General features: G+C 46.5%; 20 protein-coding genes, 5 tRNA genes, 3 rRNA genes and 1 pseudogene. 25 read left to right on the forward strand and 4 right to left on the reverse strand.

Features of this window, described 5'->3' with window-relative positions; all coding sequences use genetic code 11:
- Positions 1–306: 306 nt before the first annotated feature.
- Both KHO06_RS17800 and KHO06_RS17805 read left to right on the forward strand, forming a co-directional pair.
- Positions 307–1,692 carry a TldD/PmbA family protein gene (locus KHO06_RS17800; RefSeq protein WP_045416658.1) on the forward strand — a complete coding sequence of 462 codons (1,386 nt, stop codon included), beginning with the start codon at positions 307–309 and terminating at the stop codon, positions 1,690–1,692.
- A complete protein-coding gene (locus tag KHO06_RS17805; RefSeq protein ID WP_212583040.1) occupies positions 1,692–3,035 on the forward strand; it encodes a TldD/PmbA family protein in 1,344 nt (447 codons plus the stop codon). Before KHO06_RS17800 ends, KHO06_RS17805 begins: the two co-directional genes overlap by 1 nt.
- 78 nt (positions 3,036–3,113) lie before the next feature.
- Here the strand turns inward: KHO06_RS17805 and trmY are convergent, their stop codons facing one another.
- Positions 3,114–3,713, reverse strand: coding sequence for a tRNA (pseudouridine(54)-N(1))-methyltransferase TrmY (gene trmY / locus KHO06_RS17810; protein WP_038890998.1), 600 nt, complete (start codon positions 3,711–3,713; stop codon positions 3,114–3,116).
- Between the two features lie 158 nt (positions 3,714–3,871).
- On the opposite strand from trmY, the gene KHO06_RS17815 reads away from it, so the two are divergent.
- The 9 genes from KHO06_RS17815 (at position 3,872) to KHO06_RS17855 (ending at position 10,489) form a co-directional block, all read left to right on the forward strand.
- On the forward strand, positions 3,872–4,396 hold the full coding sequence (locus tag KHO06_RS17815; protein WP_203507427.1) for a DUF3087 domain-containing protein: 525 nt from the start codon (positions 3,872–3,874) through the stop codon (positions 4,394–4,396).
- A 486-nt stretch (positions 4,397–4,882) separates the two neighbouring features.
- Positions 4,883–6,432, forward strand: a 16S ribosomal RNA gene (locus KHO06_RS17820).
- 128 nt (positions 6,433–6,560) lie between these two features.
- Positions 6,561–6,636, forward strand: a tRNA-Glu gene (locus KHO06_RS17825).
- A gap of 2 nt (positions 6,637–6,638) precedes the next feature.
- Positions 6,639–6,714: transfer RNA gene (locus KHO06_RS17830), tRNA-Lys, on the forward strand.
- A 9-nt stretch (positions 6,715–6,723) separates the two neighbouring features.
- Positions 6,724–6,799: transfer RNA gene (locus tag KHO06_RS17835), tRNA-Ala, on the forward strand.
- Positions 6,800–6,870: 71 nt separating this feature from the next.
- Positions 6,871–6,946, forward strand: a tRNA-Val gene (locus KHO06_RS17840).
- A 282-nt stretch (positions 6,947–7,228) separates the two neighbouring features.
- Positions 7,229–10,110 (forward strand): 23S ribosomal RNA (locus KHO06_RS17845).
- 87 nt (positions 10,111–10,197) lie between these two features.
- Positions 10,198–10,314, forward strand: a 5S ribosomal RNA gene (gene rrf, locus KHO06_RS17850).
- The 16S, 23S and 5S rRNA genes sit together here with 5 tRNA genes alongside, the layout of an rRNA operon.
- A gap of 84 nt (positions 10,315–10,398) precedes the next feature.
- Positions 10,399–10,489 (forward strand) — tRNA-Ser (locus KHO06_RS17855).
- Between the two features lie 346 nt (positions 10,490–10,835).
- On the opposite strand, the gene KHO06_RS17860 is transcribed toward KHO06_RS17855, so the two are convergent.
- Both KHO06_RS17860 and KHO06_RS17865 read right to left on the reverse strand, forming a co-directional pair.
- Positions 10,836–11,192 carry a YibL family ribosome-associated protein gene (locus tag KHO06_RS17860; RefSeq protein ID WP_005530256.1) on the reverse strand — a complete coding sequence of 119 codons (357 nt, stop codon included), beginning with the start codon at positions 11,190–11,192 and terminating at the stop codon, positions 10,836–10,838.
- Between the two features lie 84 nt (positions 11,193–11,276).
- Positions 11,277–12,272 (reverse strand): 2-hydroxyacid dehydrogenase, encoded by a 996-nt coding sequence (locus tag KHO06_RS17865; protein ID WP_212583041.1) that lies wholly within the window; start codon positions 12,270–12,272, stop codon positions 11,277–11,279.
- Between the two features lie 176 nt (positions 12,273–12,448).
- On the opposite strand from KHO06_RS17865, the gene KHO06_RS17870 reads away from it, so the two are divergent.
- The gene (locus KHO06_RS17870; RefSeq protein WP_005432644.1) at positions 12,449–12,931 is read left to right on the forward strand and encodes a L,D-transpeptidase family protein; all 483 of its coding nucleotides are present in this window, start codon (positions 12,449–12,451) and stop codon (positions 12,929–12,931) included.
- 25 nt (positions 12,932–12,956) lie between these two features.
- On the opposite strand, the pseudogene KHO06_RS17875 reads toward KHO06_RS17870, so the two are convergent.
- Positions 12,957–13,668, reverse strand: a pseudogene (locus tag KHO06_RS17875) (glycerophosphodiester phosphodiesterase family protein).
- A 408-nt stretch (positions 13,669–14,076) separates the two neighbouring features.
- Here KHO06_RS17875 and KHO06_RS17880 point away from each other — a divergent pair.
- The 13 genes from KHO06_RS17880 (at position 14,077) to KHO06_RS17940 (ending at position 26,550) form a co-directional block, all read left to right on the forward strand.
- The gene (locus KHO06_RS17880; protein WP_012130146.1) at positions 14,077–14,742 is read left to right on the forward strand and encodes a response regulator transcription factor; all 666 of its coding nucleotides are present in this window, start codon (positions 14,077–14,079) and stop codon (positions 14,740–14,742) included.
- Entirely contained in the window at positions 14,742–16,115 is a 1,374-nt protein-coding gene (locus KHO06_RS17885; protein ID WP_212583042.1) for a sensor histidine kinase, read from the forward strand. The genes KHO06_RS17880 and KHO06_RS17885 overlap by 1 nt, the downstream gene beginning before the upstream one ends.
- A gap of 196 nt (positions 16,116–16,311) precedes the next feature.
- Entirely contained in the window at positions 16,312–18,402 is a 2,091-nt protein-coding gene (locus tag KHO06_RS17890) for a TonB-dependent siderophore receptor (protein WP_005432640.1), read from the forward strand.
- Between the two features lie 74 nt (positions 18,403–18,476).
- Entirely contained in the window at positions 18,477–19,244 is a 768-nt protein-coding gene (locus KHO06_RS17895; RefSeq protein ID WP_029388703.1) for a DUF3450 domain-containing protein, read from the forward strand.
- Entirely contained in the window at positions 19,245–20,612 is a 1,368-nt protein-coding gene (locus KHO06_RS17900) for a MotA/TolQ/ExbB proton channel family protein (RefSeq protein ID WP_212583043.1), read from the forward strand. It begins immediately after the preceding gene.
- Complete coding sequence (locus KHO06_RS17905; protein ID WP_005432635.1) at positions 20,612–21,166, forward strand: MotA/TolQ/ExbB proton channel family protein; 555 nt, start codon at positions 20,612–20,614, stop codon at positions 21,164–21,166. Before KHO06_RS17900 ends, KHO06_RS17905 begins: the two co-directional genes overlap by 1 nt.
- Positions 21,163–21,567 carry a biopolymer transporter ExbD gene (locus KHO06_RS17910; protein ID WP_005432634.1) on the forward strand — a complete coding sequence of 135 codons (405 nt, stop codon included), beginning with the start codon at positions 21,163–21,165 and terminating at the stop codon, positions 21,565–21,567. The genes KHO06_RS17905 and KHO06_RS17910 overlap by 4 nt, the downstream gene beginning before the upstream one ends.
- Positions 21,567–22,187 (forward strand): energy transducer TonB, encoded by a 621-nt coding sequence (locus KHO06_RS17915; RefSeq protein WP_045375080.1) that lies wholly within the window; start codon positions 21,567–21,569, stop codon positions 22,185–22,187. Before KHO06_RS17910 ends, KHO06_RS17915 begins: the two co-directional genes overlap by 1 nt.
- Positions 22,184–23,356 (forward strand): hypothetical protein, encoded by a 1,173-nt coding sequence (locus KHO06_RS17920; RefSeq protein WP_212583044.1) that lies wholly within the window; start codon positions 22,184–22,186, stop codon positions 23,354–23,356. Before KHO06_RS17915 ends, KHO06_RS17920 begins: the two co-directional genes overlap by 4 nt.
- Positions 23,357–23,529: 173 nt before the next feature.
- The gene (locus KHO06_RS17925) at positions 23,530–24,375 is read left to right on the forward strand and encodes a type II CAAX endopeptidase family protein (protein ID WP_212583045.1); all 846 of its coding nucleotides are present in this window, start codon (positions 23,530–23,532) and stop codon (positions 24,373–24,375) included.
- Between the two features lie 136 nt (positions 24,376–24,511).
- A complete protein-coding gene (locus KHO06_RS17930; protein ID WP_212583046.1) occupies positions 24,512–25,141 on the forward strand; it encodes a PepSY-associated TM helix domain-containing protein in 630 nt (209 codons plus the stop codon).
- 67 nt (positions 25,142–25,208) lie between these two features.
- Complete coding sequence (locus KHO06_RS17935; RefSeq protein ID WP_012130135.1) at positions 25,209–25,703, forward strand: DUF2271 domain-containing protein; 495 nt, start codon at positions 25,209–25,211, stop codon at positions 25,701–25,703.
- A gap of 16 nt (positions 25,704–25,719) precedes the next feature.
- Positions 25,720–26,550: a DUF4198 domain-containing protein gene (locus tag KHO06_RS17940; protein WP_045396778.1), complete on the forward strand. Its 831-nt coding sequence runs from the start codon at positions 25,720–25,722 to the stop codon at positions 26,548–26,550.
- Positions 26,551–26,574: the final 24 nt, after the last annotated feature.

Below are 26,574 nucleotides of genomic sequence, written 5' to 3' on the forward strand. Positions count from 1 at the left end.
GCCTAGCTGGAACCCTAATTATTTTGTGAATCCAACAGCAATGTGGTGGCAGAATTTAGTGTAAATAACGTGCTGCATTGAAACTGGCAGTTCAAGACACTATCTAATAGTGAGATGTCGACATAATACGTAACGATTCGTTCTTTGATTTAGCAAGGATTAGCATAAAACAAGGTTAAAAAAGTGTTAATATTTAACGCGTTGCCAATATCCTTTTGAGTCATCCAATTTAGGTTATGACTGTTATAAACAGAGTCTAACTCAAAGGTGGGGAAGGCTAGGACGATCAACGAGCAAGGAGATTTCATGCTTAATTCTGTAACAGCGAAAGCGGTGATCGATCATGCCCTCTTTTTAGGGGCTGATTTCGCTGAGCTATTCGTTGAACACCATCAAACCAACACTGTCCAGATCGCATCTGGTGAGGTGGACAAGGTGAACTCGGGTATCGATTTTGGTATCGGTATTCGTCTCTTCTTCGGTCATAAAGTGCTTTACGGTTACACCAACAGCACCGATGAAGCCGAGCTTAAACGCGTAACCTCACTGCTTGCAGCAAAAGACAAGCGTGAGCAAATCGTGTCAGCAGGTTCTCTCAATCTGAACCGCTACCCAATTCAACATGGTTGTCGTATGCCACTTGGCAAAGACGCTAACCTAGATTCTAAAATTGCTTTCTTATTGCAAGTTGACCAAGCCGCACGCGCAGAGAGTGAACATATCAGCCAGTTCATCGGCAGCGTGCTTCAGCGCGAACAACAAGTGTCTATCTTCAACTCAGAAGGTCTACACGTTGACGATACTCGTCATTACATCCGAGTTGCTGGTAATACCGTCGCTCAAAAAGGTAATGAGCAGTCTTCTGGTATGGAAGGTCCTGGCGCTCTTGCTGGTTGGGAGTTCAGTGAACAGCTTGATGCCAAAGAGCTAGGTCAAACTATCGCGCAGCAAGCGTTAGTAAAACTTGGTGCGGATGCGTGCCCTTCGGGTGAAATGCCAGTAGTGATTGGTAATGGTTTTGGCGGCGTAATCTTCCACGAAGCTTGTGGTCACTTACTAGAAACCACTTCGGTTGCGAAGAAAGCGTCCGTATTCCACGACAAGATGGGTGAGATGATTGCTCACACCGCAGTGAATGCTGTCGATGATGGCACCATGACCAACGAATGGGGCTCGATTCACGTTGATGACGAAGGCATGAAGACTCAGCGCACTCAATTGATCAAAGACGGTAAGCTAACCAGCTTTATGGTCGATAAAATGGGTGGCATGAAGACAGGTTACGAACCTACGGGTTCTGGTCGTCGTCAAAACTACAAGTTCGCACCAACCTCGCGTATGCGTAACACCTTTATCGAAGAAGGCGAGCATTCACTTGATGACATGCTGGCAGGTATTGAACGCGGCATCTATGCGAAGAAGATGGGCGGCGGCTCGGTTCAACCGGGAACGGGCGAGTTCAACTTTGCCGTTCGTGAAGCTTACCTCATTGAAAATGGCAAAATCACCAAGCCTCTGAAAACAGCAACGCTGATCAGCACGGGTCCAAAAGTACTGAAAGAAATTAGTATGGTCGGCAAAGACATGGCGCTTGCGCCTGGCATGTGTGGTTCCGTGAGTGGTTCAGTACCAACAACAGTCGGTCAGCCAACGCTGAAAGTAGATAACATTCTGGTAGGAGGCGGTAACTAATGAGCCAAGAAAAACAACTTCTTAATGCGGTTGATTACGTCCTATCAGAAGCAAAGCGTCAAGGCGCAGAAGCGGACGTTATTGTAAACCGCAACAGCAGCTTTTCTCTAAAAGCGAACCAAGGGCAGTTGGATGAGTACAAAGTAAGCTCAAGCCAAGTTCTGGGTGTTCGTGTTGTGAAAGATGCGCGTGTCGCAACGAGCTACTCTGAATCATTAGAACAACCGAGCTTAGATTTGATGCTGACTAATGCACTGCAAAGCGCTCGTTTTTCCAAGCAAGACGAACACCAGACCATTAGTTGCGTGAACAGCCAAATTACGACTGACGTAGCTGAGATTGCTCAAGAAGACACAACTTCGGTTGATGAAAAGATTGAAATGTCTCTCGCTCTTGAGCAAGGCGTAGTCGCTCTGCCTCACGCTTCTAGCGCACCTTACAATGGTTATAGTGATGGCGAAACGCAATTAATCATTGCCAATACTCAAGGCACATTGTGTCAACACTTCGAACGCTCGTTTACTTGTTACGCGTACACCTTGTTTGAAAAAGACGGTAAACAGTCGATGGCAGGGCAAATGTCACTTGGTCGTCGTTTTGATGAGTTGAACCCGGCTTACTGTATCGAAGGTGGTTACAACCTTGCACGCGATCTTCTTGAAGGCGCACCAGTGGCTACGGGGAACTACCCAGCAATCTTCCATATCAATGCGTTAGCAAGCTTGTTCGGTGCTTTTGGCAGTGCTTTCTCTGGCGTAAGCGCGATGAAAGGCATTACGCCATTGGGTGACAAGCTTGGCCAACGTGTTGCGAGTGATTTGATTACCTTTACCGACGCGGCTTACATGCCAAATGGTATGGCAATTTCGGGCTTTGATAGCGAGGGTTTTGCTACTCAAGACAATGTCATGATTGCTAATGGTGAATTGAAAACCTTGCTACACAACAGCCAGACTGCGAGTTACTTGGGCGCAGTCTCGACAGCAAGTGCCGCTCGCGGTGCAAAATCGAGCTTAGACGTATCAGCGAATCACAAAGTGATTGCGACAGGCAACAGCAGTGCGTCAGAAGTGAAAGCGGGTGAGTACCTAGAGTTAGTTGAACTGCAGGGTGTTCACTCTGGCGCGGATTCAGTAAGTGGTGATTTCTCGTTTGGTGCGAGTGGCTTCTTGTGCCGTGATGGAGAGCGCGTTCAACCTGTTCGTGGTATTACGGTTGCGGGTAACTTCTACAAGATGCTGCAAGAAGTTGAGGCTGTGGGTGATACTCAGCTTATTAGCGATAGTCGCACCTTCTTTGCTCCAGACGTACGCTTTGCTCGTTTGAGCATTGGTGGTAAATAACCCTAGCATTCCTATAGAAACAAAAAAGAGGACTCAATGGAGTCCTCTTTCTTTTATCGAATGATTAACTCGCGAGAATTAAAATTCGCGGATGTCCAACTCATTGTGGATCAATACCACACACTGAGAAGCGAAAAGCATCTTAGGACCTAAGCTGATCTTCTCTGTGCCAAGGCGCTTCAAGCTGTTGTAAGACTTCTTCGGCATCGGAATATGGTCAGTTAGCAAGAAACATGGATTTCCACCGATTTCTGCATCACGAACAAATTCGCCTTTTTTATCCAACATATATAGTTGGTGATCTTCTGCCAGTTCTTGCACTAGGCGTTCAAAGCTGACGGTACGAACGGTGATACCAGGTTCGACTTCACGAAGCTGCTCTTTACCCATACCAACCGAAGCGTCTAAAGCGCGAGCCACTGCTGCAATCAAGGTTGACTCATGGAAGCCGCCAATGTTGGTGATGTCGTTGGAGCGAATGGTAATGGTGCGTGAGAAATCTTTTGTGCTTTCTAAAACCAAGTGCACAACCACATCTTCGCGGTGCGATTGAGCAACGAACATAGTGTTCATCATGGTATGAGCAAGAATCTCTGTATGCGCTTCATTACCAACACCTTCTAACAGTGCTTTGCTGGTGGTTGGTGCCGCGCGAGCTCGTAAAACAAAAGAGCGCATGAATTTAGCCTCTATATAGGAAGAGTGAATGCGCGGAAGTATATACCCAAGCAGGGAATGGATGCGAGTTTAATAGCAAATGTGAACTTGCTTACAAAGCTTCGATTGTCGTACGGAGTGTGCTGGTTAGAATAGAGGCAACCTGTTAGGAGCGGTATATGGAAATCAAAAAAATAAACAAACAAGTCTATAGAAAGAAGGTCAACCTAGTGATTGGTGGCTTTGTTGCCTTGCTTGCTATCTCTTCTCTTGCTTTTAGTACTTTATTAATTGTCTTGTTCGGTAATACAGATGTAGTACCTGAACAATCGACGGGGAACTTTCATTGGAACTTAATTGGTGTTGTGCTCGCCTTGGCCACTTCACTGTCTTTGTTGAACCAATTCAAAACACGCCCTTATATGGAAGAAGTGTTGTATGTCTGGAAACTCAAGCAGCTTCACAACAAGATCTTTCGCAAACTGAAAAGCATTAAAGCCGCTTCAGCTGAGCACGATGTAAAAGCGCTGACGATACTTAAGTTCTACTATACGACTCAAAGTCAGGTGTTTGAGTTAGACAACAACACATTGACGATGAGCAGTGTAAATAAAGAATTAGAGGCAATTGAACAAATAGAAGCGGCGCATTCACTGGATCTGGATATCACGTGCTTTGAAGAGTCTTGGATAGACACATATTGATTGCCTATTTGCTACTTGAAGTTAACAACTAAGTGCTAAAAATAAGCGTTTGAGTGAGATTTCATCACTCGACGCTTTTTTTTTAAGTTTTTTTTCTAAAAAAGGGTTGCCAAGAAAAATCATGTCCCTATAATGCGCCTCCGTTGTCAGGGCTAAGCGGAAACGTAAAAGCGGTTGGCAATGAGGCGAAAGAAAAGCTTCTAAAAATTAATTTAAAAAAGTGTTTGACACTAAGAATTAATTCCTTAGAATACGCCTCCGCTTCGATAGCAAAGCTTACGAAGCAAGCTCTTTAAAAATATAGACCTATCAATCTGTGTGGGCACTCGTTGATGATAATCCGATTAGATACCTCGGTATCAAATTAGGTTTCAATGAAACGAAGTGACCATTGAATCGAAAGATTCAGCACAGTCAATTCAAACATTACTTCTGCTATTTATTAGCGAAAGGAATGTTCAGTATTCATTGAGCCGACAAAATCTTAAATTGAAGAGTTTGATCATGGCTCAGATTGAACGCTGGCGGCAGGCCTAACACATGCAAGTCGAGCGGAAACGAGTTATCTGAACCTTCGGGGAACGATAACGGCGTCGAGCGGCGGACGGGTGAGTAATGCCTAGGAAATTGCCCTGATGTGGGGATAACCATTGGAAACGATGGCTAATACCGCATAATGCCTACGGGCCAAAGAGGGGGACCTTCGGGCCTCTCGCGTCAGGATATGCCTAGGTGGGATTAGCTAGTTGGTGAGGTAAGGGCTCACCAAGGCGACGATCCCTAGCTGGTCTGAGAGGATGATCAGCCACACTGGAACTGAGACACGGTCCAGACTCCTACGGGAGGCAGCAGTGGGGAATATTGCACAATGGGCGCAAGCCTGATGCAGCCATGCCGCGTGTGTGAAGAAGGCCTTCGGGTTGTAAAGCACTTTCAGTCGTGAGGAAGGTAGTGTAGTTAATAGCTGCATTATTTGACGTTAGCGACAGAAGAAGCACCGGCTAACTCCGTGCCAGCAGCCGCGGTAATACGGAGGGTGCGAGCGTTAATCGGAATTACTGGGCGTAAAGCGCATGCAGGTGGTTTGTTAAGTCAGATGTGAAAGCCCGGGGCTCAACCTCGGAATTGCATTTGAAACTGGCAGACTAGAGTACTGTAGAGGGGGTAGGAATTTCAGGTGTAGCGGTGAAATGCGTAGAGATCTGAAGGAATACCGGTGGCGAAGGCGGCCCCTGGACAGATACTGACACTCAGATGCGAAAGCGTGGGGAGCAAACAGGATTAGATACCCTGGTAGTCCACGCCGTAAACGATGTCTACTTGGAGGTTGTGGCCTTGAGCCGTGGCTTTCGGAGCTAACGCGTTAAGTAGACCGCCTGGGGAGTACGGTCGCAAGATTAAAACTCAAATGAATTGACGGGGGCCCGCACAAGCGGTGGAGCATGTGGTTTAATTCGATGCAACGCGAAGAACCTTACCTACTCTTGACATCCAGAGAACTTTCCAGAGATGGATTGGTGCCTTCGGGAACTCTGAGACAGGTGCTGCATGGCTGTCGTCAGCTCGTGTTGTGAAATGTTGGGTTAAGTCCCGCAACGAGCGCAACCCTTATCCTTGTTTGCCAGCGAGTAATGTCGGGAACTCCAGGGAGACTGCCGGTGATAAACCGGAGGAAGGTGGGGACGACGTCAAGTCATCATGGCCCTTACGAGTAGGGCTACACACGTGCTACAATGGCGCATACAGAGGGCGGCCAACTTGCGAGAGTGAGCGAATCCCAAAAAGTGCGTCGTAGTCCGGATTGGAGTCTGCAACTCGACTCCATGAAGTCGGAATCGCTAGTAATCGTGGATCAGAATGCCACGGTGAATACGTTCCCGGGCCTGTACACACCGCCCGTCACACCATGGGAGTGGGCTGCAAAAGAAGTAGGTAGTTTAACCTTCGGGAGGACGCTTACCACTTTGTGGTTCATGACTGGGGTGAAGTCGTAACAAGGTAGCGCTAGGGGAACCTGGCGCTGGATCACCTCCTTATACGATACGGATAGTTTGCTTTCACTTTTAAAAAGTGAAGACAAATGAGTCACGATGAGTGTCCACACAGATTGATACGGTTTATAAAGTAAAAGAGATAGAACATCTCCCAAGATGTTCAACTTAGTGTCCCGTTCGTCTAGAGGCCTAGGACACCGCCCTTTCACGGCGGTAACAGGGGTTCGACTCCCCTACGGGATACCATTGGGTCGTTAGCTCAGTTGGTAGAGCAGTTGACTTTTAATCAATTGGTCGCAGGTTCGAATCCTGCACGACCCACCATTTCTCGATGGGGCTATAGCTCAGCTGGGAGAGCGCCTGCCTTGCACGCAGGAGGTCTGCGGTTCGATCCCGCATAGCTCCACCATTCGAGAAACGTCTTCCACAAGACGCCTTTTATTTTCACTTTTAAAAAGTGAAGACAAAAGAAACTAATGTGGGCGATTAGCTCAGTTGGGAGAGCACCTGCCTTACAAGCAGGGGGTCACTGGTTCGAGCCCGGTATCGCCCACCATCTTTAAGCGCATTCGATGAGTGCTTTTAAAAATGGTTTTCATTAGAAAATCTAGCTCTTTAACAATTTGGAAAGCTGACAAAACAAACTTTTAAGTTTGTTTGTAAAGTTCTCAAAGTATTCTTAATTGAATACTCCAAACAACACATTCAAGTGTTCTTGGGTTTTGCGAAAGCAAAACATATTTGAGTCCGGCAAAATCGAAAGCTATCTCGCTCATTCAAATAATGAGATAGCAACTTTGGTTGTTTAACTTCAATTCGAAACTCCTTCGGGTTGTATGGTTAAGTGACTAAGCGTACACGGTGGATGCCTTGGCAGTCAGAGGCGATGAAGGACGTATTAACTTGCGATAAGCCCAGATTAGGTAGTAAAAACCATTTGAGTCTGGGATTTCCGAATGGGGAAACCCACTAGCATAAGCTAGTATCGCTGCGTGAATACATAGCGCAGCGAGGCGAACCGGGGAACTGAAACATCTAAGTACCCCGAGGAAAAGAAATCAACCGAGATTCCGAAAGTAGCGGCGAGCGAAATTGGATTAGCCCTTAAGCTTTTTATGCGTCAGGTGAAACTTCTGGAAAGTTGTGCGATACAGGGTGATAGCCCCGTAACCGGCAACGCATTTAAAGTAAAATCGAGTAGGGCGGGACACGTGATATCCTGTCTGAATATGGGGGGACCATCCTCCAAGGCTAAATACTACTGACTGACCGATAGTGAACCAGTACCGTGAGGGAAAGGCGAAAAGAACCCCTGTGAGGGGAGTGAAATAGAACCTGAAACCGTGTACGTACAAGCAGTAGGAGCACCTTCGTGGTGTGACTGCGTACCTTTTGTATAATGGGTCAGCGACTTATATTCAGTGGCAAGGTTAACCATCTAGGGGAGCCGTAGGGAAACCGAGTCTTAACTGGGCGTTCAGTCTCTGGATATAGACCCGAAACCAGGTGATCTAGCCATGGGCAGGTTGAAGGTTGAGTAACATCAACTGGAGGACCGAACCGACTAATGTTGAAAAATTAGCGGATGACTTGTGGCTAGGGTGAAAGGCCAATCAAACCTGGAGATAGCTGGTTCTCCCCGAAAGCTATTTAGGTAGCGCCTCGGACGAATACTACTGGGGGTAGAGCACTGTTAAGGCTAGGGGTCATCCTGACTTACCAACCCTTGCAAACTCCGAATACCAGTAAGTACTATCCGGGAGACACACGGCGGGTGCTAACGTCCGTCGTGGAGAGGGAAACAACCCAGACCGCCAGCTAAGGTCCCAAATTACTACTAAGTGGGAAACGATGTGGGAAGGCTCAGACAGCCAGGATGTTGGCTTAGAAGCAGCCATCATTTAAAGAAAGCGTAATAGCTCACTGGTCGAGTCGGCCTGCGCGGAAGATGTAACGGGGCTAAGTAGTAAACCGAAGCTGCGGCAATGCACTTTAGTGCATTGGGTAGGGGAGCGTTCTGTAAGCGGTTGAAGGTGTGTGGTAACGCATGCTGGACGTATCAGAAGTGCGAATGCTGACATGAGTAACGATAAAGGGGTGAAAAACCTCCTCGCCGGAAGACCAAGGGTTCCTGTCCAACGTTAATCGGGGCAGGGTAAGTCGACCCCTAAGGCGAGGCCGAAAGGCGTAGTCGATGGGAAACGGGTTAATATTCCCGTACTTCTTACAATTGCGATGGGGGACGGAGAAGGCTAGGTGGGCCTGGCGACGGTTGTCCAGGTTCAAGTGCGTAGGCTGAAGAGTTAGGTAAATCCGGCTCTTCTTAAGGCTGAGACACGACGTCGAGCTACTACGGTAGTGAAGTCATTGATGCCATGCTTCCAGGAAAAGCCTCTAAGCTTCAGATTGTAAGGAATCGTACCCCAAACCGACACAGGTGGTCGGGTAGAGAATACCAAGGCGCTTGAGAGAACTCGGGTGAAGGAACTAGGCAAAATGGTACCGTAACTTCGGGAGAAGGTACGCTCTCGACGGTGAAGTCCCTTGCGGATGGAGCTATTGAGAGTCGCAGATACCAGGTGGCTGCAACTGTTTATTAAAACACAGCACTGTGCAAAATCGTAAGATGACGTATACGGTGTGACGCCTGCCCGGTGCCGGAAGGTTAATTGATGGGGTTAGACTTCGGTCGAAGCTCTTGATCGAAGCCCCGGTAAACGGCGGCCGTAACTATAACGGTCCTAAGGTAGCGAAATTCCTTGTCGGGTAAGTTCCGACCTGCACGAATGGCGTAATGATGGCCACGCTGTCTCCACCCGAGACTCAGTGAAATTGAAATCGCTGTGAAGATGCAGTGTACCCGCGGCTAGACGGAAAGACCCCGTGAACCTTTACTACAGCTTGGCACTGAACATTGACCCTACATGTGTAGGATAGGTGGGAGGCTTTGAAACTAGTACGCCAGTATTAGTGGAGCCGTCCTTGAAATACCACCCTTGTAGTGTTGATGTTCTAACGTTGACCCCTTATCGGGGTTGCGGACAGTGCCTGGTGGGTAGTTTGACTGGGGCGGTCTCCTCCCAAAGCGTAACGGAGGAGCACGAAGGTGGGCTAATCACGGTTGGACATCGTGAGGTTAGTGCAATGGCATAAGCCCGCTTGACTGCGAGAATGACAATTCGAGCAGGTGCGAAAGCAGGTCATAGTGATCCGGTGGTTCTGAATGGAAGGGCCATCGCTCAACGGATAAAAGGTACTCCGGGGATAACAGGCTGATACCGCCCAAGAGTTCATATCGACGGCGGTGTTTGGCACCTCGATGTCGGCTCATCACATCCTGGGGCTGAAGTCGGTCCCAAGGGTATGGCTGTTCGCCATTTAAAGTGGTACGCGAGCTGGGTTTAGAACGTCGTGAGACAGTTCGGTCCCTATCTGCCGTGGGCGTTGGAAGATTGAAGGGGCTGCTCCTAGTACGAGAGGACCGGAGTGGACGAACCTCTGGTGTTCGGGTTGTGTCGCCAGACGCATTGCCCGGTAGCTAAGTTCGGAATCGATAACCGCTGAAAGCATCTAAGCGGGAAGCGAGCCCTGAGATGAGTCTTCCCTGATACTTTAAGTATCCTAAAGGGTTGTTCGAGACTAGAACGTTGATAGGCAGGGTGTGTAAGCGTTGTGAGGCGTTGAGCTAACCTGTACTAATTGCCCGTGAGGCTTAACCATACAACACCCAAGGGGTTTTGATGGACTCAAAGCAAGAACGAATTGAATGTGTAAGAACTGAAACAGCTTTCTGAATTAAAGAATTTGCTTGGCGACCATAGCGATTTGGACCCACCTGACTTCCATTCCGAACTCAGAAGTGAAACGAATTAGCGCCGATGGTAGTGTGGGGCTTCCCCATGTGAGAGTAGGACATCGCCAGGCTTTAATATCGCTTTTAGATAAATCTAAAGGCAAAACTAAGAATTAGCATCATTAGTGTAAGACTAAATTTTAGTAACAATTTGTGGAGAGATGGCTGAGTGGTTGAAAGCACCGGTCTTGAAAACCGGCATACGTTAATAGCGTATCTAGGGTTCAAATCCCTATCTCTCCGCCACTATTAAGAAGCCTCGCTAGAAATAGCGAGGCTTTTTTCATTTCTGACGTTTGTGAATTAGACGAGATTTTCATCAAGTCTCAAGTCAGTCACGACTTAGGATTAGTCGTCCCCGGACTCAGTCACTACATAGAAGGCCCGTTGAGAAATCTACGGGCTTTTGTCGTTTTAGCGTCTGGAAGTGAAGTGAGGTTTGACCACTACGGGAGGTTTAAAACGGAACAGGTTGCACTGTCACTCGCCGTTTAAATAGATTTCAACCAAAACACAACTTACTGAATTTAAAATACAAAAAAGCCCAAGCTAGCTGCTTGGGCTTTTCAATATCCGTTGCTTAATAGAGTTATTAGAACTCTTTTGGAGCAAAACCTGTCATTACGTCTAGGCGCAGTTCTTTACCCACTTTAGTCAATGGGTGAACGATAACTAGGCCGCGTACGCGCTTTTTAAGCTTGCCGATATCTGCTTGCTCTGCTTTAGTGATTTCACGAGAGAATGGCATATCAAGCAGGCTCTTACGCTCTTTGTTCAGTTCGTATGTTTGCTTGTGCTTAAGTTGATTTAGTTTCTTGGTTAGATCGTCAACTTCATTCGTGAACTTAGTAATCATTTCATGATCACCACGAGAACGTGCCGCATCCAGTTTGCGTTGGCAAGTATCTAAACGGTTGTGCAGCTTTTGAATATCGGTTTTTATGCTCATGGTAATTGGACTCAAATTTTTAATGGTCGAGGAGTATAGCATAGCTGAAATTCAACGCTCTACTATACTGCTCGATCTATTGATTTAGTTGATCAGTTCATTACCTGACGGGTTGCCGGTAAAGAAAGCATCCACGTTGCTTAGAGTCACGGACGCGATGTTATTCAGAGCTTCATGAGTCAAGAATGCTTGGTGGCCAGTGAACAATACGTTGTGGCATGCAGATAAGCGGCGGAATACATCATCAACAATTACGTCATTTGATTTGTCTTGGAAGAATAAGTCTTTCTCATTGTCATAGACGTCCAAACCAAGTGCACCAATCTTGCCTTGTTTCAATGCTTCGATGGCCGCCACGGAGTCTAGTAACTCGCCACGGCTGGTATTGATGATCATTACGCCATCTTTCATTTGCGAGAAGGAATTCTCGTTGAGGAGGTGATAGTTTTCTTTGCTCATTGGGCAGTGCAAAGAAATAACATCGGCCTGCGCATAGATTTCTTCAAGAGAGCAGTAGCGTGCGCCCATTTCCAACGCAAGTGGGTTTTCATATGGATCGTAGCATAGTATTTCCATGCCCAAACCTTTAAAGATGCGCATGGTTGCGATACCAATTTTGCCCGTACCGACGACACCTACGGTTTTGCCATGGAAGTTAAAACCCACTAAGCCTTCCAAGTTGAAGTTAGCATCACGAGTACGTTGGTATGCTTTATGTAGGCGTCTGTTTAAACACATCATCATACCGACGGTGTGCTCTGCGACCGCCTCTGGCGAATAAGCAGGGACGCGCACCACTTGCAGCCCGAACTCTTTTGCTGCTTTTAAATCTACCTTATCAAAGCCTGCACAACGCATGGCGATCAACTTAGTGCCACCGAGAGAAAGATGTTTAAGTACTGGAGCTGACAAATCGTCATTTACAAATGCGCACACCACTTCGCAGCCTTGTGCCATTTTGGCAGTCTTAGAGGTCAATCGAAAATCATGGAAATGGAATTCGAAATCACGATGATTTTTGATTTTGTTAAAAGACGCTTCGTCATAGGATTTTGCACTGAAAAAAGCGATGTTGAGCATAATACCCTCTCTATTTGTGCTGGATTTATAAAGTAATATCCTTATAAAGTAATCCAAGTTCGTTACAAAGAGTAGCGAAATTTGCACACATTCAGTTTGCTTTAGAATCACCATCTGACTAGCATGGGTTCTCTTTTTTGTTTTCCCTATGAGTGGGTGAGTTAGGCGTTCTGGCGATGTCAGTAAAATGGTTGTCTTTAATCTTGTGTTGTACGTTTGTGTCCGGTGCTCAGGCTGCGGTTGACTTGGTCAAAGTTGATAAGTCAAAACGCAGAATGTATCTGATGGACAATGGCGAAGTGGTTAAAGAATATCGGATTGCGTTAGGGGCTAATCCGAAAGGACACAAGCAAGAAGAGGGTGACAATAGAACGCCGGAAGGGGATTACACGCTAGATTACGTGATTAACGACTCCGCTTTCTATCGCTCCGTTCATATCAGTTACCCAGATGCAATTGATCGTTTGGAGGCGCATCGAAGAGGAGTTTCTCCTGGTGGTGCGATTAAAATTCACGGCCTAAAAAATGGAGAGACTCAAGCTCCACAGTTTATTCAGAGCTTTGACTGGACCAATGGTTGTATCGCCATTACCAATGAAGAGATGGATGAATTTATCAGGCTCGTCAAAATGGGAACTCCGATTACTATCGAGTGGTAGTGGAGCTCCATTTCCGAGTTTATTTTTAAGGCATAAAACGGCTTGGGTGATCACTAAAGATACCATCCAATGCAGGTAGGTGTTTTAGCTTGTTGGGGTTGTTCACGGTATAACACATCACCTTATAACCCGCTTGTTGCAGCTTCTTGATTTGACGAGAACGCACCCAGTTAATATTGAGATTACAGCTGTAAGCATTAACTTCCTCTAATAATAATCGGTCTTTACGAGAAAAAAAACTCGCTCAAAACACCTAGCCTATAGCCTTCACAGTGCTTGTGTAGTGCCCTGATAACCTCGTGACTAAAGCTTGATAAAAGGATGTGGTCTTTAGCTAGTGGGCCTTCTAGTAGAGTATGAGTGACCATCTTGGCAACATCTTCCGCTGAATGATGATCGACTTTCACTTCGATATTCAGGTTTAGGCCATTTGCCGCAGCGAGTTCTAGTAGCTCTGTTAGAGTCATGATGGATTCGTTGGCAAATTCATTGCTAAACCAACGACCAAAATCTAACGCCTTGAGCTCAGCAAGTGTCATTTGATCAATACGACCTTTGCCATTACTGCAACGATTCACGGTATGATCGTGGCAAACTACTAGTACGTTGTCTTTGGTTGGCTGCACGTCAACTTCAACCCAAGTCAGTCCCATATCAATAGCAGCTTGAACGCTGACTTTTGTGTTTTCCGGGTATTTACCTGCCACACCTCGGTGACCTATCAGTAGCGTTTTCATATACGTCTATTCTCAATAAGAAACTGCAGAGAATTGTACTCTTTTTTACGGCTGATCAAAGCGTTCAAATGTATGAGGATTTTTATTGGTTCGTATTGATACCGATAAATTCATCAAGGCGATCATACAAGCAAGATACGGGTTGTTCGCTGAAGGCAAAATGCCGTTTATAAGATTGCTGCAAACGTATTATGTGTTATTCAAGTCGTTGAAAGATTTGTCAAAGTAACGGGTTTGACGTACTGATTTTTTAAGGCGTTATGTAGGACGAATCGGATACGGAGAAACTTGCTGAAAGGCGGGCTTTTTTTGAGCCATTTACCGAAATAAAAACCACAAAAACTATGGTTGTTTAATTTGCAAATGAGTAATAGAATGCGAACCATTTTTATTTAATGGTGGTTGGTAATGTCTCGAGTTTTGATCGTTGATGATGACGTTCCGTTGTGCGAACTGTTAGAAACTGTGCTGCAAGAGGAAGGCTACACGGTCTCATCGGTACACTGCGGTGAGAGTGCACTGCAGTACATGGAAAAAACACCAGTTGATCTCGTTCTCCTTGATGTAATGCTACCAAACTTAAACGGGATGCAAGTTGCTCGTCGTATTTGCCAACGTTTTGCCACGCCGATTTTGATGCTGACTGCGCTCAATGATGAGAACTCAATGCTAGATGGTTATCAAGCGGGAGCTGACCAGTACATCGGTAAGCCATTTAACGTTGCAGAACTGTTGATGCGTATAAAAGCAATTCTTCGCCGCGTAGGGTTAGAGCGCCAGAGGCAAGCGATGTGTAATACGGTTCAAAGTATCAGCGGCCAGTTGAACAGTTTGCCTCTGACTGGCACGGAAGCGGAACTACTTTGCTACTTGGTGAAAAACCAAGGTGTTGTCATCTCTAAAGCTGAACTACAGACCCAAGTTTTGAAGAAAGAGCTCAGTCCTTTTGATCGCAATCTAGATATGCACATCAGCAATATTCGTCGAAAATTAGTGGAAGCTGGCTTGTCCAAACAGCATATAAAAACGTTTCGTGGGAAAGGCTACAGCTACCTTGAAGCGGTAACGAGTTAATGAAGTTCGTTTGCCCATCCTACATCGCTAAGCGCAGAGACAGTCTTGCCTTTCAGCTCTTTAGTTATATGACGGCTATTGTCATTAGCATTTTGGCTGTTCAAGCGGTTGCAGAACAAGCTTTGGTGAAAGCCATGCTTAAAGTGCCAGCAAGTGTAAAAGTTGAAATGCTAGAGCTCGCTCATCAGGCAAATATCCTCATTGAGGAAGGCGACATGGATGAACTGGCGGACTGGGCAAATGCACAACACTTCTATCTATTCGTGCTCGACGAAAACCAACATCCGTTGACGCACCGCATGATGCACCCTCACTTTGAGTTCAAATTAAAATTCAAAAGAAGCTTGGACGAGCAACTGGAAGGCCGAGTAAGTCGCCCAATATTTAGCATCCCTTTGGTTGGCAATAATAGCTTGATGATCCAATTGCCACACCAATTACACCCGGCACATGATTTCATTCTTTATTTTTCTATTCTAAAGGTTGTGATTGCTGGAGTGATATTGGCACTGTTCTCATTGCTGATGGCGCGTAATCTACAGCAGCCTTTGGATCGCTTGAGAGAGGCGAGCAAGAAGCTTTCTAATGGTGACTTCAATGTCAGTGTGGTAGACGAGTTGAAATCGAATACGCGAGAATTTAATGAACTCGCGCGAGATTTTGACCACATGACCAGAGAGATCCATTCATTGGCGGAGAAGCAGCGCCGGTTAATTCGTGATGTTTCCCATGAATTGCGTACGCCTCTTGCTCGACAAAATCTCGTGCTGCATCTATTGCGAAAGCGAGTCGGTGACAGTGAACAGAGCTTAGTGAATCGAATGGAAGAAGAAGCCAATGAACTTAACCACTTGATTGGTGAGATTCTGGAATTCAGCCGATTAGAGAATGCTCGTTACGACACAGAGCTAAAGCGCATTGATCTCGAGGTCTTGCTTGCTCCTCAAGTGGAACGATGCAAGATAGATTTAAAAGCTCAGCAGAGCCTTTCATTTGTTTCAGACGCGACAAGGGCTAAGGCTCAATGTGATGATACTCTAGTGGTGCGATGCTTAAACAATCTGATTGGTAATGCGATTAAGTATGCAGGGGACTCTGCTCAAATAGATGTTCGCTTATCGAATAAAGTTTCTGATACACAGAGTTACTTGGCGGTAACGATTTCTGACAACGGTCCGGGTATTCCACAAAATAAGTTGTCAGATATATTCGACCCATTCACTCGCTTAGATGCCTCTCGTGACAAGAAGTTAGGGGGCTATGGTCTAGGGCTAGCGATAGTCAAAGAGTCGATGAGAATGATGGGGGGCAAGGCTGTCGCATCAAATCGACCTGAAGGTGGACTTGCCGTTACTTTGCTGTTTCGGCAGTAAGCGAAATCACGCTCACGAGTAATAATGTGACTCGCATCTAGTTCATGAATCAAATTGAACATGACCTCTTTACAAATGCAAAGAATGTAAATTTAATGCAAATGGTAATAGTTGTCATTTATATTCACTGCCGAAATAAATACAAGGGAATCACATCATAGAGTGTGCGACCCGAAAATAGTCGGAGTGAAAGGATATGTTTACTAAGAGCCAATTGGCATTAGTGATCGGTGCGGTGCTAGCAGCGCCTGCAGTGGCAGAAGTTCAAACAACAGATGAACACCTAGTAGTAGAAGGCCGTGAGTTTGGTTACAAAGCGGATACCAACAGCACAGCAATGCGTATGGAAATGACGCAACTGGAGACTCCAGGGCAAGTTGCTGTTATTGATGAAGCAGTCATCGATGAGCAACGTGCAAGCACACTAGGTGAAGTTCTACAAAATGACGCGAGTGTTAGTGCGGGCGGTACAAGCCGTAACCGTGAGCGCTTCTCACTACGTGGTTTTGAACTAAGCAGCTCGGATGGCTTCCTACGTGATGGCCGTCAGCACTGGTCTCACTACCGTCAACCAATTGAGCTTTTAGAGCGAGTTGAAGTTCTTAAAGGTCCTTCAGGCCTACTTTACGGTAAGTCTGAGCCGGGTGGCCTTGTGAACATGGTTTCGAAGAAGCCAACAACAGAAACGCAAGCAAGCTTGAGCCAAGATATTGGTTCAAATGATCACTCACGCACAGTATTAGATGTGAGTGGTGCCCTGAATGAAGAAGAAACGCTGCGTGCGCGTGCGATTCTTGCCAAAGAGAGCTACGGCTCATGGCGTGAATACGGTGATGGCACTGAGCCACAGACTGACCGCGTAGTAGGTGGTCTGGTTGTGGAATATGACATCACGGAAGATATTATGGTGTCGGCTCATTATGACCGTACTAAAGATGACGGTAGTGTTGATTCAGGTGCTTACATTGTGGACGGTAAACCAGTCCGTGGTGACAAGTACATCTGGGATGCACAATGGTCAAACATTGACAACGATGTAGAAAACTACGGCATCGATATCAATGCACAAGTGACAGATAGCGTAAATGTGAAAGCTGGCTATAACCGTCAAGACTTTAAGCGCTTTGATGTGGAATCTTACCCGAAATTTGATATGTACGAAGAAGACGGAACGATCAAGCACAAGGGTAACGAGCGTTCAGACCACTGGGTATTTGATACTGCTTACGTAGATGTGACGACAGATTTCTCTTTGTTTGGTACAGACAACACCTTCTTAGTCGGCGCAAACTACCTAGATTACAGTTACGACCGTTTTATGGCTTTCCATGACGGTGAGTATGTTCCTGCGGGTGAAACGGTCGCGAAGCCTCAGCCAACGAGCTCTAAAAAATGGCCGACTAGTGAATACGACACTTGGGGTATTTACGCGCAAAACATGATGACAATTAACGATTACTGGCAGGTACTTGCTGGTGTTCGTTATGATGAGAAACGCAGTGATGAACTGACAGAAAGTCAGGTCTCACCGAAGCTAGGTGTAATTTTCCACCCAGCAAGTAACGGCTCGATTTACGTTCAATACTCTGAGAGCTTTATGCCTCAAGGTACAGTAAATAGCACGGACTACACTAACGATGGTGAAGAGCTAGATGCAGAACGTGGTATCTCGTACGAAGTGGGTACCAAGTGGGAGCTATTTGATGAGCGTCTATACGTTACGGGTGCGCTATTCGATATCACCCTTGAAAACATCGCGCTAGATGTGGAAGACGGTGTTAATGCTGGCGGCGATGTGATGTACAAGAAGACGCAAGATGGTGAACAAGTGCACCGTGGTGCAGAAATCCTAGCGCAGGGCTTTGTAACTGAGGAGCTTTCACTAACGGCTTCTGCAATGTACCTAGATGCTGAAATCACTGAAAGTGCAGATTACAAAGGCAACCGTCCGGCAGACGTTCCTGAGTTTTCAGCAAGTGTTTGGTCTAGCTACAAAGTTCAGAACAACACCAACGTTAACCTAGGTTTGATTTATGAAGGTGAGCGCTACGGTGACGCGGCGAACACATTTAAGAAAGATGGGTATGCACGTATTGATATGGGCGTGTCGTACACACACAAGTATGATGAGAACTTGGATATCGTAACTCGATTCAATGTTGAAAACCTGTTTGATACTGATTACCTAGCAGGTGGCGGTAGCACCAACAGTAAGCAAGATGGAGCGAGTGGCGTAGTGATTGGCGAAGGCCGAAACTACATGGCGACTATCCAGTTCAAGTACTGATAACAATCTGATTTTTAAAGGGGAAGAGTGATCTTCCCCTTTAGTCGTTTTTGGAAAACAGAAATATAACTCGTATGAATCTAATGAAATCAAGTATCGCTCTGTTGATCTCATCGGTTTTGATTCCCGTTCAAGCGGAAAATCTTAACGATGCACAAGCAGTGCAGGGTAAGACCAACCAAGCGTCGGCAGTGAGCCAAAAGCGCATTGATGCAAGTGCAGAGAAATCTTTGTCTCTAGAAGCTGAAATTGAGCAGCTGCAAGAAGAAGTCAGCAACTTGAAGATTTATCGCGATCACCTGTCAAATCTTGTCGATAGCCAGAATGATGAAGTCGCCAGTTTGAACGAGCAGATTGAGCAGATCGCTCAGACTCGTCAAGGCGTAGTGCCTTTGATGTATCACATGCTTGATGGCCTTAAAACGATTGTGGCGAATGATAAACCTATCCGCAAAGCACAGCGTGAAGAGCGAATTGAAAAACTTGATGCCATGATGACCCGAGCTGACGTCGCGGATGCTGAAAAATTCCGTCGAATTCTAGAAGCGTACCAAATTGAAATGGACTACGGCACTAAGATTGGCGTTTACCAAGGTAAGATCGCTTTGGACAGCGACGACCAAGTGGAAGCCGATATTCTCTACTTAGGCCGAGTGTCACTTATTGCGCGTAGCCTGTCTGGTGAGCATTTCTGGAGTTGGTCTCAGCAACAAAAAGCATGGCAAGCCGTTGGAACGGAACAGAAAGCAGAACTCGATAACGCATTTGCTATGGCGAACAAACAGATAGCACCGAGCATGCTTACTTTGCCTGTGTCTCTAAACGTTGCGGAGGGCAAATAAATGATGAAGAAATGGCTATCAGTCGCATTGATTTCGAGTACTGCGCTTCTATCGCACACCACATTTGCAAGCGACACATTACTGCAAAAAGCACAACAAGAAAATCGCCAACAGCAGTCACACAATGTGGCTCGTGAGTCTGGCTTTAAGCAAAACCAACAAGAGCTGCAAGCAATGAAAAACAAGCTTGTGGCAGAGCGAGCAGCGCTGCAAGCAGAAGCTGACACCCTCGGTGTGACATTCAGTGAAAATGAAGCAGAGCTTGCACAGCTAGAAGAAAAGCTACGCCTTGAAACTGGCAGTTTAGGTGAGTTGTTTGGCGTTGTTCGTCAAAACGCAAAAGAGCTGGAAGCAGAACTTAAGCATTCTGTTACTGGTGTAGACGCAAACTCATACCAGCAAAATATCGATGATATCGTTGCCGCTAAATCACTACCAACATTGCCGCAGCTTGAAGCGATGTGGCGCAGCATGGAAGAGCAAGTTAAAGCAAGTGGTGAGCTGGCGAACGTGTCATTCTCATTGCTCGATGGTGAAGGTCGTGAGCAAACGGTTGATGGTGTCCGCCTTGGCTCAATGGCACTGTTGGACGACGCAGGCTACGTGAAGTGGAATGGGCAGCGCGGTGATGCGATTAATTACCTGCGCCAACCAGAAAATGGCCCAACGGCAAGCAGCGTAAAGGCTGGTGAAATTGATGCCGTAGTGATTGACCCATCTCGTGGCATTCTACTTGAGCAACTAGCAAACTCACCAACGATGGCAGACCGCCTGAACGCAGGTGGTGTGGTTGGTAAGATCATTCTTGGCTTGCTAGCGATTGGTTTGATCATCGCGTTGGTTCGTGGTGTGTCACTAATGATTGCTCGTCAGAAAATCGCCAAACAGCTTAAGAACCCAGCTCAACCAGAAGATAACCCACTAGGTCGTATCTTAGCGGTTTACCAAAAAGACAAGCACCGCAGTGTAGAAGCGCTTGAGCTTCGTCTACTAGAAGCGGTCGTGGATGAGCAGACTCACCTTGAGAAGGGTCTATCAATGCTGAAACTGCTTGCGGCGCTGGCACCGATGCTAGGTCTGCTGGGCACAGTAACAGGCATGATCGAAACTTTCCAAGTGATCACTCAGTTTGGTAACGGTGACCCGAAAGTGATGGCTGGCGGTATCTCAATGGCACTTGTTACCACTGTACTTGGTCTCGTTGCGGCAATGCCATTGCTTCTTGCTCACAACGTATTGAGCTCTCAAGCAGAGAACATTCGCAATATCCTTGAGAAGCAAGGTATTGGCCTTGTGGCAGAGCAAGCTGAGCGTGATATGCCAAAAGGTCAAAAAGCACCGAATACTGTAGCGGAGAACGCAGCGTAATGGAGCAGATCCTACTCAACACATTGGGTTTGATCAGTGAGGATTGGGCCTCAACCTTGATGCGTTTTATGCAGCAAGGTGGCCAAATCCTATGGTGGTTGGCAGCCGTTGTTGCGGTGTGCTGGTTACTGGTTATGGAGCGTGTACTTTACCTAACAACGGAATTTCCAAAGGTGAAGAAACAGCTTTGTGCGCAGTGGTCAGCAAGAGCCGATCATCACTCTTGGTACGCGCATCAAATCCGTGAAGGATGGATTGCCAAAGCGCACATTGAACTGCGTCAAAACCTATCAACGATTAAAGTTCTTGTGGCCATTTGTCCAATGCTAGGTCTATTAGGAACGGTAACAGGTATGATTACGGTTTTTGATGTGATGGCGACACAAGGCAGCAGCAATCCAAAATTGATGGCTTCTGGTATTTCACTTGCGACGTTGCCAACCATGGCAGGAATGGTTGCAGCACTTGCTGGCATGTTTGTGCATGCGCGCTTAAGCAAAGTGTGTGAACGCAAAGCCCTCCAGTTAGAACAATCTTTAAGGAGTCAGAAGTGAGACTCGGACGTAGAACCAATCGACAGGATGAAGCACAGATCGACTTAACCTCGATGCTGGATATTGTCTTCATCATGTTGATCTTCTTCATTGTGACTAGCTCATTTGTGCGTGAGTCTGGTGTGGAAGTGAATCGCCCTCAAGCATCGAATGTCGTTAGTCAAAAAGATGCGGGTATTTTTATTGCGGTAACCGCAGCAAATGACGTTTACATCGATAAACGTTTGGTGGACATCGAGCGTGTCGAAGCCACCATTGAGCACCTATTGCTTGAGCAGCCAGACGCATCGCTTGTGATTCAAGCTGATGAGCATGCCTACAACGGTACGGTGGTTAAAGTGATGGATGCGGCGAAGGGTGCTGGCGTGAAGAACATTGCTTTGGCGGCGGAGAAACCTTAATGGGCAGGCTGTTACTCGCACTACCAGCATCAATAATGATTGCGGTGAGCCTGTTTAGCTTTATGGCTTGGATGGTCGATAAGGGCAATCAACGCGCACCTAAGCCTTCGGAGGCGGTACGCTTTGATATGGTGATGGTAGAGAATGATGCTGATGTTCAACGTCGTCAACGCTCTGTACCTGAGCAGCCTGAACCACCAAAATCGCCAGAGCCGATGGATCTGTCTCAAGCGGAAACCCAAGTAGAGCCAATGAGCCAAGTCACGCCAATCAGCGCATTGGGTTTGAATACTGCGCTGGATGGTATCGCGATCAGTGCGCCGAACTTAAAAGGCACCATGGGCAACCAACAGGCGATAATGCTTTACAGCCCAGAGCCTCGTTATCCAAGCAAAGCCCTAAAGCGTAAAATGGAAGGTTATGTAGTGATGCGCTTTACCATTGATGCGACAGGCCGCCCTAAAGACGTTGAAGTGATTGATGCTAAACCTAAGAGAGTGTTCGAGAAAGACGCTATTCGTGCATTGAAGAAGTCGAAGTACCAACCTAAAGTCGAAAACGGTGTCGCGGTTGAGCGCTTTGGGCAAACCAGAAGAGTGGAGTTCAAGTTACCCAAATGATGAAGCAATTCTTTATCGGAGCGGTGTTAAGCCTGAGTGCTTTTACCACTGTCGCGAATGAACTGAGTCAGTACACGGCGACTCGTGTTCAGCGTGCTCACAACCTGGCGCAAGAAGAAAAGCTGCAAGAAGCCATTTCCACGCTCGAAGGTCTCGACTTATCTCGTGAGTATGATCAAGCGTTTGTTGCTCGTATGCTGGGTATTTTCTACTGGCAAAATGAGCAAGTTAAGCCTGCCATCAAACAACTGGAGATCGCTGTGAATAGCGGTCTTTTGAAAGACGAGCAAGCTTGGCAAACACGTAAGATGTTGGCGGATATGTTACTCAACGAGCAGCAATTTTCTAAAGCTCTGCCTCATTACTACGACTTGAGTAAAGCAGTACCTAAAACGCAAAAAGCACACGATATTTGGTTACGTATCGCACAGTCTCATTACCAGTTAAGTCAATGGAACAAAGTGCTTTCTGCGATGGCTCGATACGAGAAATTGGGTCAGCCAGATGAGATGGCTCCGTTATCGATCAAATTGTCTGCAGAGCTTGAACTGAAAAAGTGGGGGCCTGCAACTGGCACGATCAAACGCTTGATTGCGATTGAGCCTGAGCGTGTGGAATGGTGGCGTCAGCTTGTTGCTCTGTATTTACGTGTTGATGATGACAAGCGTGCGCTGGATTCTCTCGCTCTTGCTAAATTACAAGGCGTCGCGTTGAACCAAGATGACTTAAGACTTCTTGCTCAGCTTTATGGCAAGCGCGGCATCCCAGAGCGAGCTGCGAAAGTGTTGGGCGAGCTCGATGACATTAACTCAGATAGCAAACTGAAAGCTCAACAAGCGACTTTTTGGCAGATGGCTAAGGAGTGGGATAAGTCGATAGCAAGTTGGCGAGTGGCTGCAAAGTTGGATCGTCAATACTACTGGAATTTGTCTCAACTGCTTGTTCAAGAAGGTCAATACAAAGACGCGCTGGTTGTTTTGGATAAGGTTTCTGGGCGTAAAGTCGATGTGGCATTAGTTAAGACTCGCGCTTACTACAAGCTGAAACGCCTAGAAGATGCACTAGCGAATGCCAAACGTGCAAACGAGATTGAACCATCAACTCAAGCCGAGAGCTGGGTGAAATACTTGTCTCAACTACGCAAAGCAAAAACGAGCCAGAATAGCTAAGCTCAATTGCAAACAGGCCATGTGTTAATGCTCGAAAGACCCGGGGTAACTCTCGGGTCTTTTTGTTTGTAAATATTGAGTCTGGTTCGATCTCTTTTTAAATATCATAACGTTATATTACCTTCATCCAGCGTTAAGACTGGAACGTCAGTTTTTCTTATAAGGACAATACTATGATTCTCGATTCTGCTATCTGGCTATGGTTACCACTTATTCTCGCGATAGGTGCGGTATTTTTGCGGCAAAGGGCGGTTGCTCTGGCTTTACTTGGACTCACGTTGCTGAGTGCACTGTTTATCGGTCGGATAGAGTTGATCGCATTCACAAGTACTTTGGTGGTTTTGGGTGTTGCGTATCGATTGCCCATGTTGGCGTCGAACCAAAAAATGAAGCTCGTTTTTTATTTGGGCTGGAGCGTTGTGAGCATTTGGTGTGTGATGCTCTTTGTACATCTCATTCCGGGATTTAATAATCTACAAGTTCTCGACAAAGTGACGGCAGGCCCACTGAGCGCACCTTTCTCGATGTATCTGAATTTAGATAAGCCGCTGGTTCTTTTTGCTCTCTTTCTCGCTTATCCTCTTTTGCTGGGGAGTGAGGCTAAAGGCAGAGTAAAACCTGCATTGCTGGTGATGATTCCGTTACTTTCACTGCTGCCTATTGCCGCTATGCTTGGTGCATTAAAGCCGGAGCTGAGTTTGCCATCATGGTGGTGGCTATTTGCGTTAAACAACCTAATACTCACTTGTGTTGCTGAAGAAGCGCTGTTCAGAGGGTTTGTACAGCAATCATTATCCCGCCGTTTTGATTGGCGACTAGGTTTGGTCATCGCTAGCATTTTGTTCGGCTTGGCTCACTTTGCTGGTGGTCCTCTACTTATCGCATTCGCAACGTTAGCGGGACTAGGCTACGGGCTGGTATTTCATTTCACTGGTCGCTTGTGGTGCGCGGTGTTAGCCCATTTCTTATTTAACTTCTGCCATTTGGTGTTCTTCACTTATCCTATTTTAGCTCGATAAGCTTCTCTTCATGTGCTCCCGTCGTTTCTGTCGGGAGCCTGACTCTGCCTCTAAACGTAAACAATGTAAATTAAATGCCAATACGAATGATTATCACCTAAATTACTCGCTCATTTACTGGTGATGATTGTTTTTTATGTTGCTCAAAAGCAAAGGTGTGCAAACTTGGGCACGCCGTCTGCACATTTACATTTCGATGGCTCTTTTATTGGTGACGCTATTCTTTGCGTTAACTGGTATCACATTAAATCGCCCAGAACTGTTCGAGCGCAGTGAACCCATCATTCAGCAACACACGCTGACCATTCCGAATGAAAAACTCTTTACTAACGAGGGAAGCTTTCAACCCAATCGCGCTGTGCTACTGAGTTTACTCATCCAAGAAATGGACTTACGAGGCACACCATCTGCACTTGATGTGTATACCGAGGTTGAGGACGGTGAGCTGCTCATTGGTGAGCTTTCTTTGGATTTCAAAGGCCCAGGTTACAACGCGACGGTATTCGTTGATATGACGACCGGTGAAGCTGAAGTCGAAACCACCAATTACGGCATTGTTGCGCTATTAAACGACCTACATAAAGGCCGAAACAGCGGAGAGGTTTGGAAGTGGTTTATTGATATCACTGCCTTGCTAATGGTCTTTTTTGTCTTGACTGGTGTGTGTCTGCTACTTCCAAAGAAAAAGACTTTTAGAACCTCAATGCAGTGGATGTCTTTTGGCACTGTGTTGTCACTTGTTATTTATTTTGCTGCTGTGCCATAGCGGCCTATTCAGAGAAAACCCGATGTTAAAAAAAGGCCGATCCTTTCGTCACCACTCCTTTTGCAAAATGGCTTTGATTGCAGCTTTAGCTCCTTTGCCTCTATTGGCTGCGCCCCTACCTGACAGCGCAAAAGTCGATTTTGAATTTGAGTTACCCAAAATTGATACCTCAATGTATGCACGCCCTTATGTGGCACTTTGGATTGAGGATGAGAAACGCAAACCAGTGAAAACCATCCAGCTTTGGGTCGGTAAAGATGAATGGCTGAAAGATCTTCGTAGCTGGTGGCGCAAAGTAGGCCGTTATGATCGTGAACTGGTTGATGCGGTGACATCAGCAACTCGCCCGGCAGGTCAATATCGCTTTGTTTGGGATGGTACCAACGACGATGGTCAGCGCCTTGAGCAAGGTGATTACACGCTCCATGTGGAAGTGGTGCGCGAGCATGGTGGTCGTAACTACCTGCGTCAAAAAATTCAGTTAGCGGACAAAGAAGCACGCTACCAAATCAAACCAACGGAAGAGACGGGCGTAATCACCGTCAATTACCAAGTTAAGTGATAGAGAAGGAATAATAATGAAAACCAAAATGAAAGCGGTGGCACTAGCAAGCGTAATGGCGATGGGTTTAGCTGCGGCGACAACGGCACAAGCGCACCCTCGTTGGGTTCTTCCTTCTCATTTCACGGTATCAAAAGAAGGCGGTGATTGGCTGACGTTCGATGTAACCGCATCTCACGGGACGTTTGTTTTTGATAAACCAGCAGGCAGTGAGCAAGCGTTTGTGATCATGCCCGATGGCCGTTCTGAGCGCCCTAACTTTGTTGTGCGTGGCAAACGCCGCTCGATGTTTGACTTCTATTTCGAAGAGGAAGGCACACACAAGGTCGCGATCAACAATCAACCTAGCTATTACACCCAGTATAAAGCAGGCCGTCGTGACACGGTTAAATGGGCAAAAGCGAGTAAAGCTGACCGTGCGAGCGTTATTCCGGAAAAAGCACGCGATGTGGTGACTCAGCTAAGCTACACCCGCGCAGAAAGCTACGTAACAGTGGGCATGCCAACAGAAAAAGCACTTGAGATTGAAGGTAAGTTGCTTGAGATGAAGCCGCTTACGCACCCATCAGACATCATTGAAGGTGAAGAAGTGATCTTCCAATTTTTCTTCAATGGGGAACCTCAACAAGGTGTGACTGCGGAAATTACTCGTGAAGGTACGCTTTACCGCAACCACCAAGAGCAAATCGATGTAGTGAGTGATAAAGACGGCAAAATTACATTCACGCCGGAAGTGGCGGGCCGTTACCTAATGAAAGCCAACTACAAAGGTGAGCTGAAAAATGACCCACTAGCAGATAAGGCCAGTGCGAATGTTCATCTGACTTTTGAAACGCAACTTAACTAATCAAAGTTTGGCTCAGTGAAACAT

It is taken from the genome of Vibrio sp. B1FIG11 (assembly GCF_905175335.1).
GTDB lineage: Bacteria > Pseudomonadota > Gammaproteobacteria > Enterobacterales > Vibrionaceae > Vibrio > Vibrio campbellii.

What these genes read in the sequence shown, in the direction of transcription:
- trmY (WP_038890998.1), bottom strand. Translation starts at nt 3,713, where the DNA reads ATGCGCTCTTTTGTTTTACGAGCTCGCGCGGCACCAACCACCAGCAAA.
- KHO06_RS17870 (WP_005432644.1), top strand. Translation starts at nt 12,449, where the DNA reads ATGTCAGTAAAATGGTTGTCTTTAATCTTGTGTTGTACGTTTGTGTCC.
- KHO06_RS17895 (WP_029388703.1), top strand. Translation starts at nt 18,477, where the DNA reads ATGAATCTAATGAAATCAAGTATCGCTCTGTTGATCTCATCGGTTTTG.
- KHO06_RS17935 (WP_012130135.1), top strand. Translation starts at nt 25,209, where the DNA reads ATGGCTTTGATTGCAGCTTTAGCTCCTTTGCCTCTATTGGCTGCGCCC.
- KHO06_RS17860 (WP_005530256.1), bottom strand. Translation starts at nt 11,192, where the DNA reads ATGAGCATAAAAACCGATATTCAAAAGCTGCACAACCGTTTAGATACT.
- KHO06_RS17920 (WP_212583044.1), top strand. Translation starts at nt 22,184, where the DNA reads ATGATGAAGCAATTCTTTATCGGAGCGGTGTTAAGCCTGAGTGCTTTT.
- KHO06_RS17865 (WP_212583041.1), bottom strand. Translation starts at nt 12,272, where the DNA reads ATGCTCAACATCGCTTTTTTCAGTGCAAAATCCTATGACGAAGCGTCT.
- KHO06_RS17925 (WP_212583045.1), top strand. Translation starts at nt 23,530, where the DNA reads ATGATTCTCGATTCTGCTATCTGGCTATGGTTACCACTTATTCTCGCG.
- KHO06_RS17930 (WP_212583046.1), top strand. Translation starts at nt 24,512, where the DNA reads ATGTTGCTCAAAAGCAAAGGTGTGCAAACTTGGGCACGCCGTCTGCAC.
- KHO06_RS17940 (WP_045396778.1), top strand. Translation starts at nt 25,720, where the DNA reads ATGAAAACCAAAATGAAAGCGGTGGCACTAGCAAGCGTAATGGCGATG.
- KHO06_RS17880 (WP_012130146.1), top strand. Translation starts at nt 14,077, where the DNA reads ATGTCTCGAGTTTTGATCGTTGATGATGACGTTCCGTTGTGCGAACTG.
- KHO06_RS17905 (WP_005432635.1), top strand. Translation starts at nt 20,612, where the DNA reads ATGGAGCAGATCCTACTCAACACATTGGGTTTGATCAGTGAGGATTGG.
- KHO06_RS17915 (WP_045375080.1), top strand. Translation starts at nt 21,567, where the DNA reads ATGGGCAGGCTGTTACTCGCACTACCAGCATCAATAATGATTGCGGTG.
- KHO06_RS17800 (WP_045416658.1), top strand. Translation starts at nt 307, where the DNA reads ATGCTTAATTCTGTAACAGCGAAAGCGGTGATCGATCATGCCCTCTTT.
- KHO06_RS17890 (WP_005432640.1), top strand. Translation starts at nt 16,312, where the DNA reads ATGTTTACTAAGAGCCAATTGGCATTAGTGATCGGTGCGGTGCTAGCA.
- KHO06_RS17885 (WP_212583042.1), top strand. Translation starts at nt 14,742, where the DNA reads ATGAAGTTCGTTTGCCCATCCTACATCGCTAAGCGCAGAGACAGTCTT.
- KHO06_RS17815 (WP_203507427.1), top strand. Translation starts at nt 3,872, where the DNA reads ATGGAAATCAAAAAAATAAACAAACAAGTCTATAGAAAGAAGGTCAAC.
- KHO06_RS17900 (WP_212583043.1), top strand. Translation starts at nt 19,245, where the DNA reads ATGATGAAGAAATGGCTATCAGTCGCATTGATTTCGAGTACTGCGCTT.
- KHO06_RS17805 (WP_212583040.1), top strand. Translation starts at nt 1,692, where the DNA reads ATGAGCCAAGAAAAACAACTTCTTAATGCGGTTGATTACGTCCTATCA.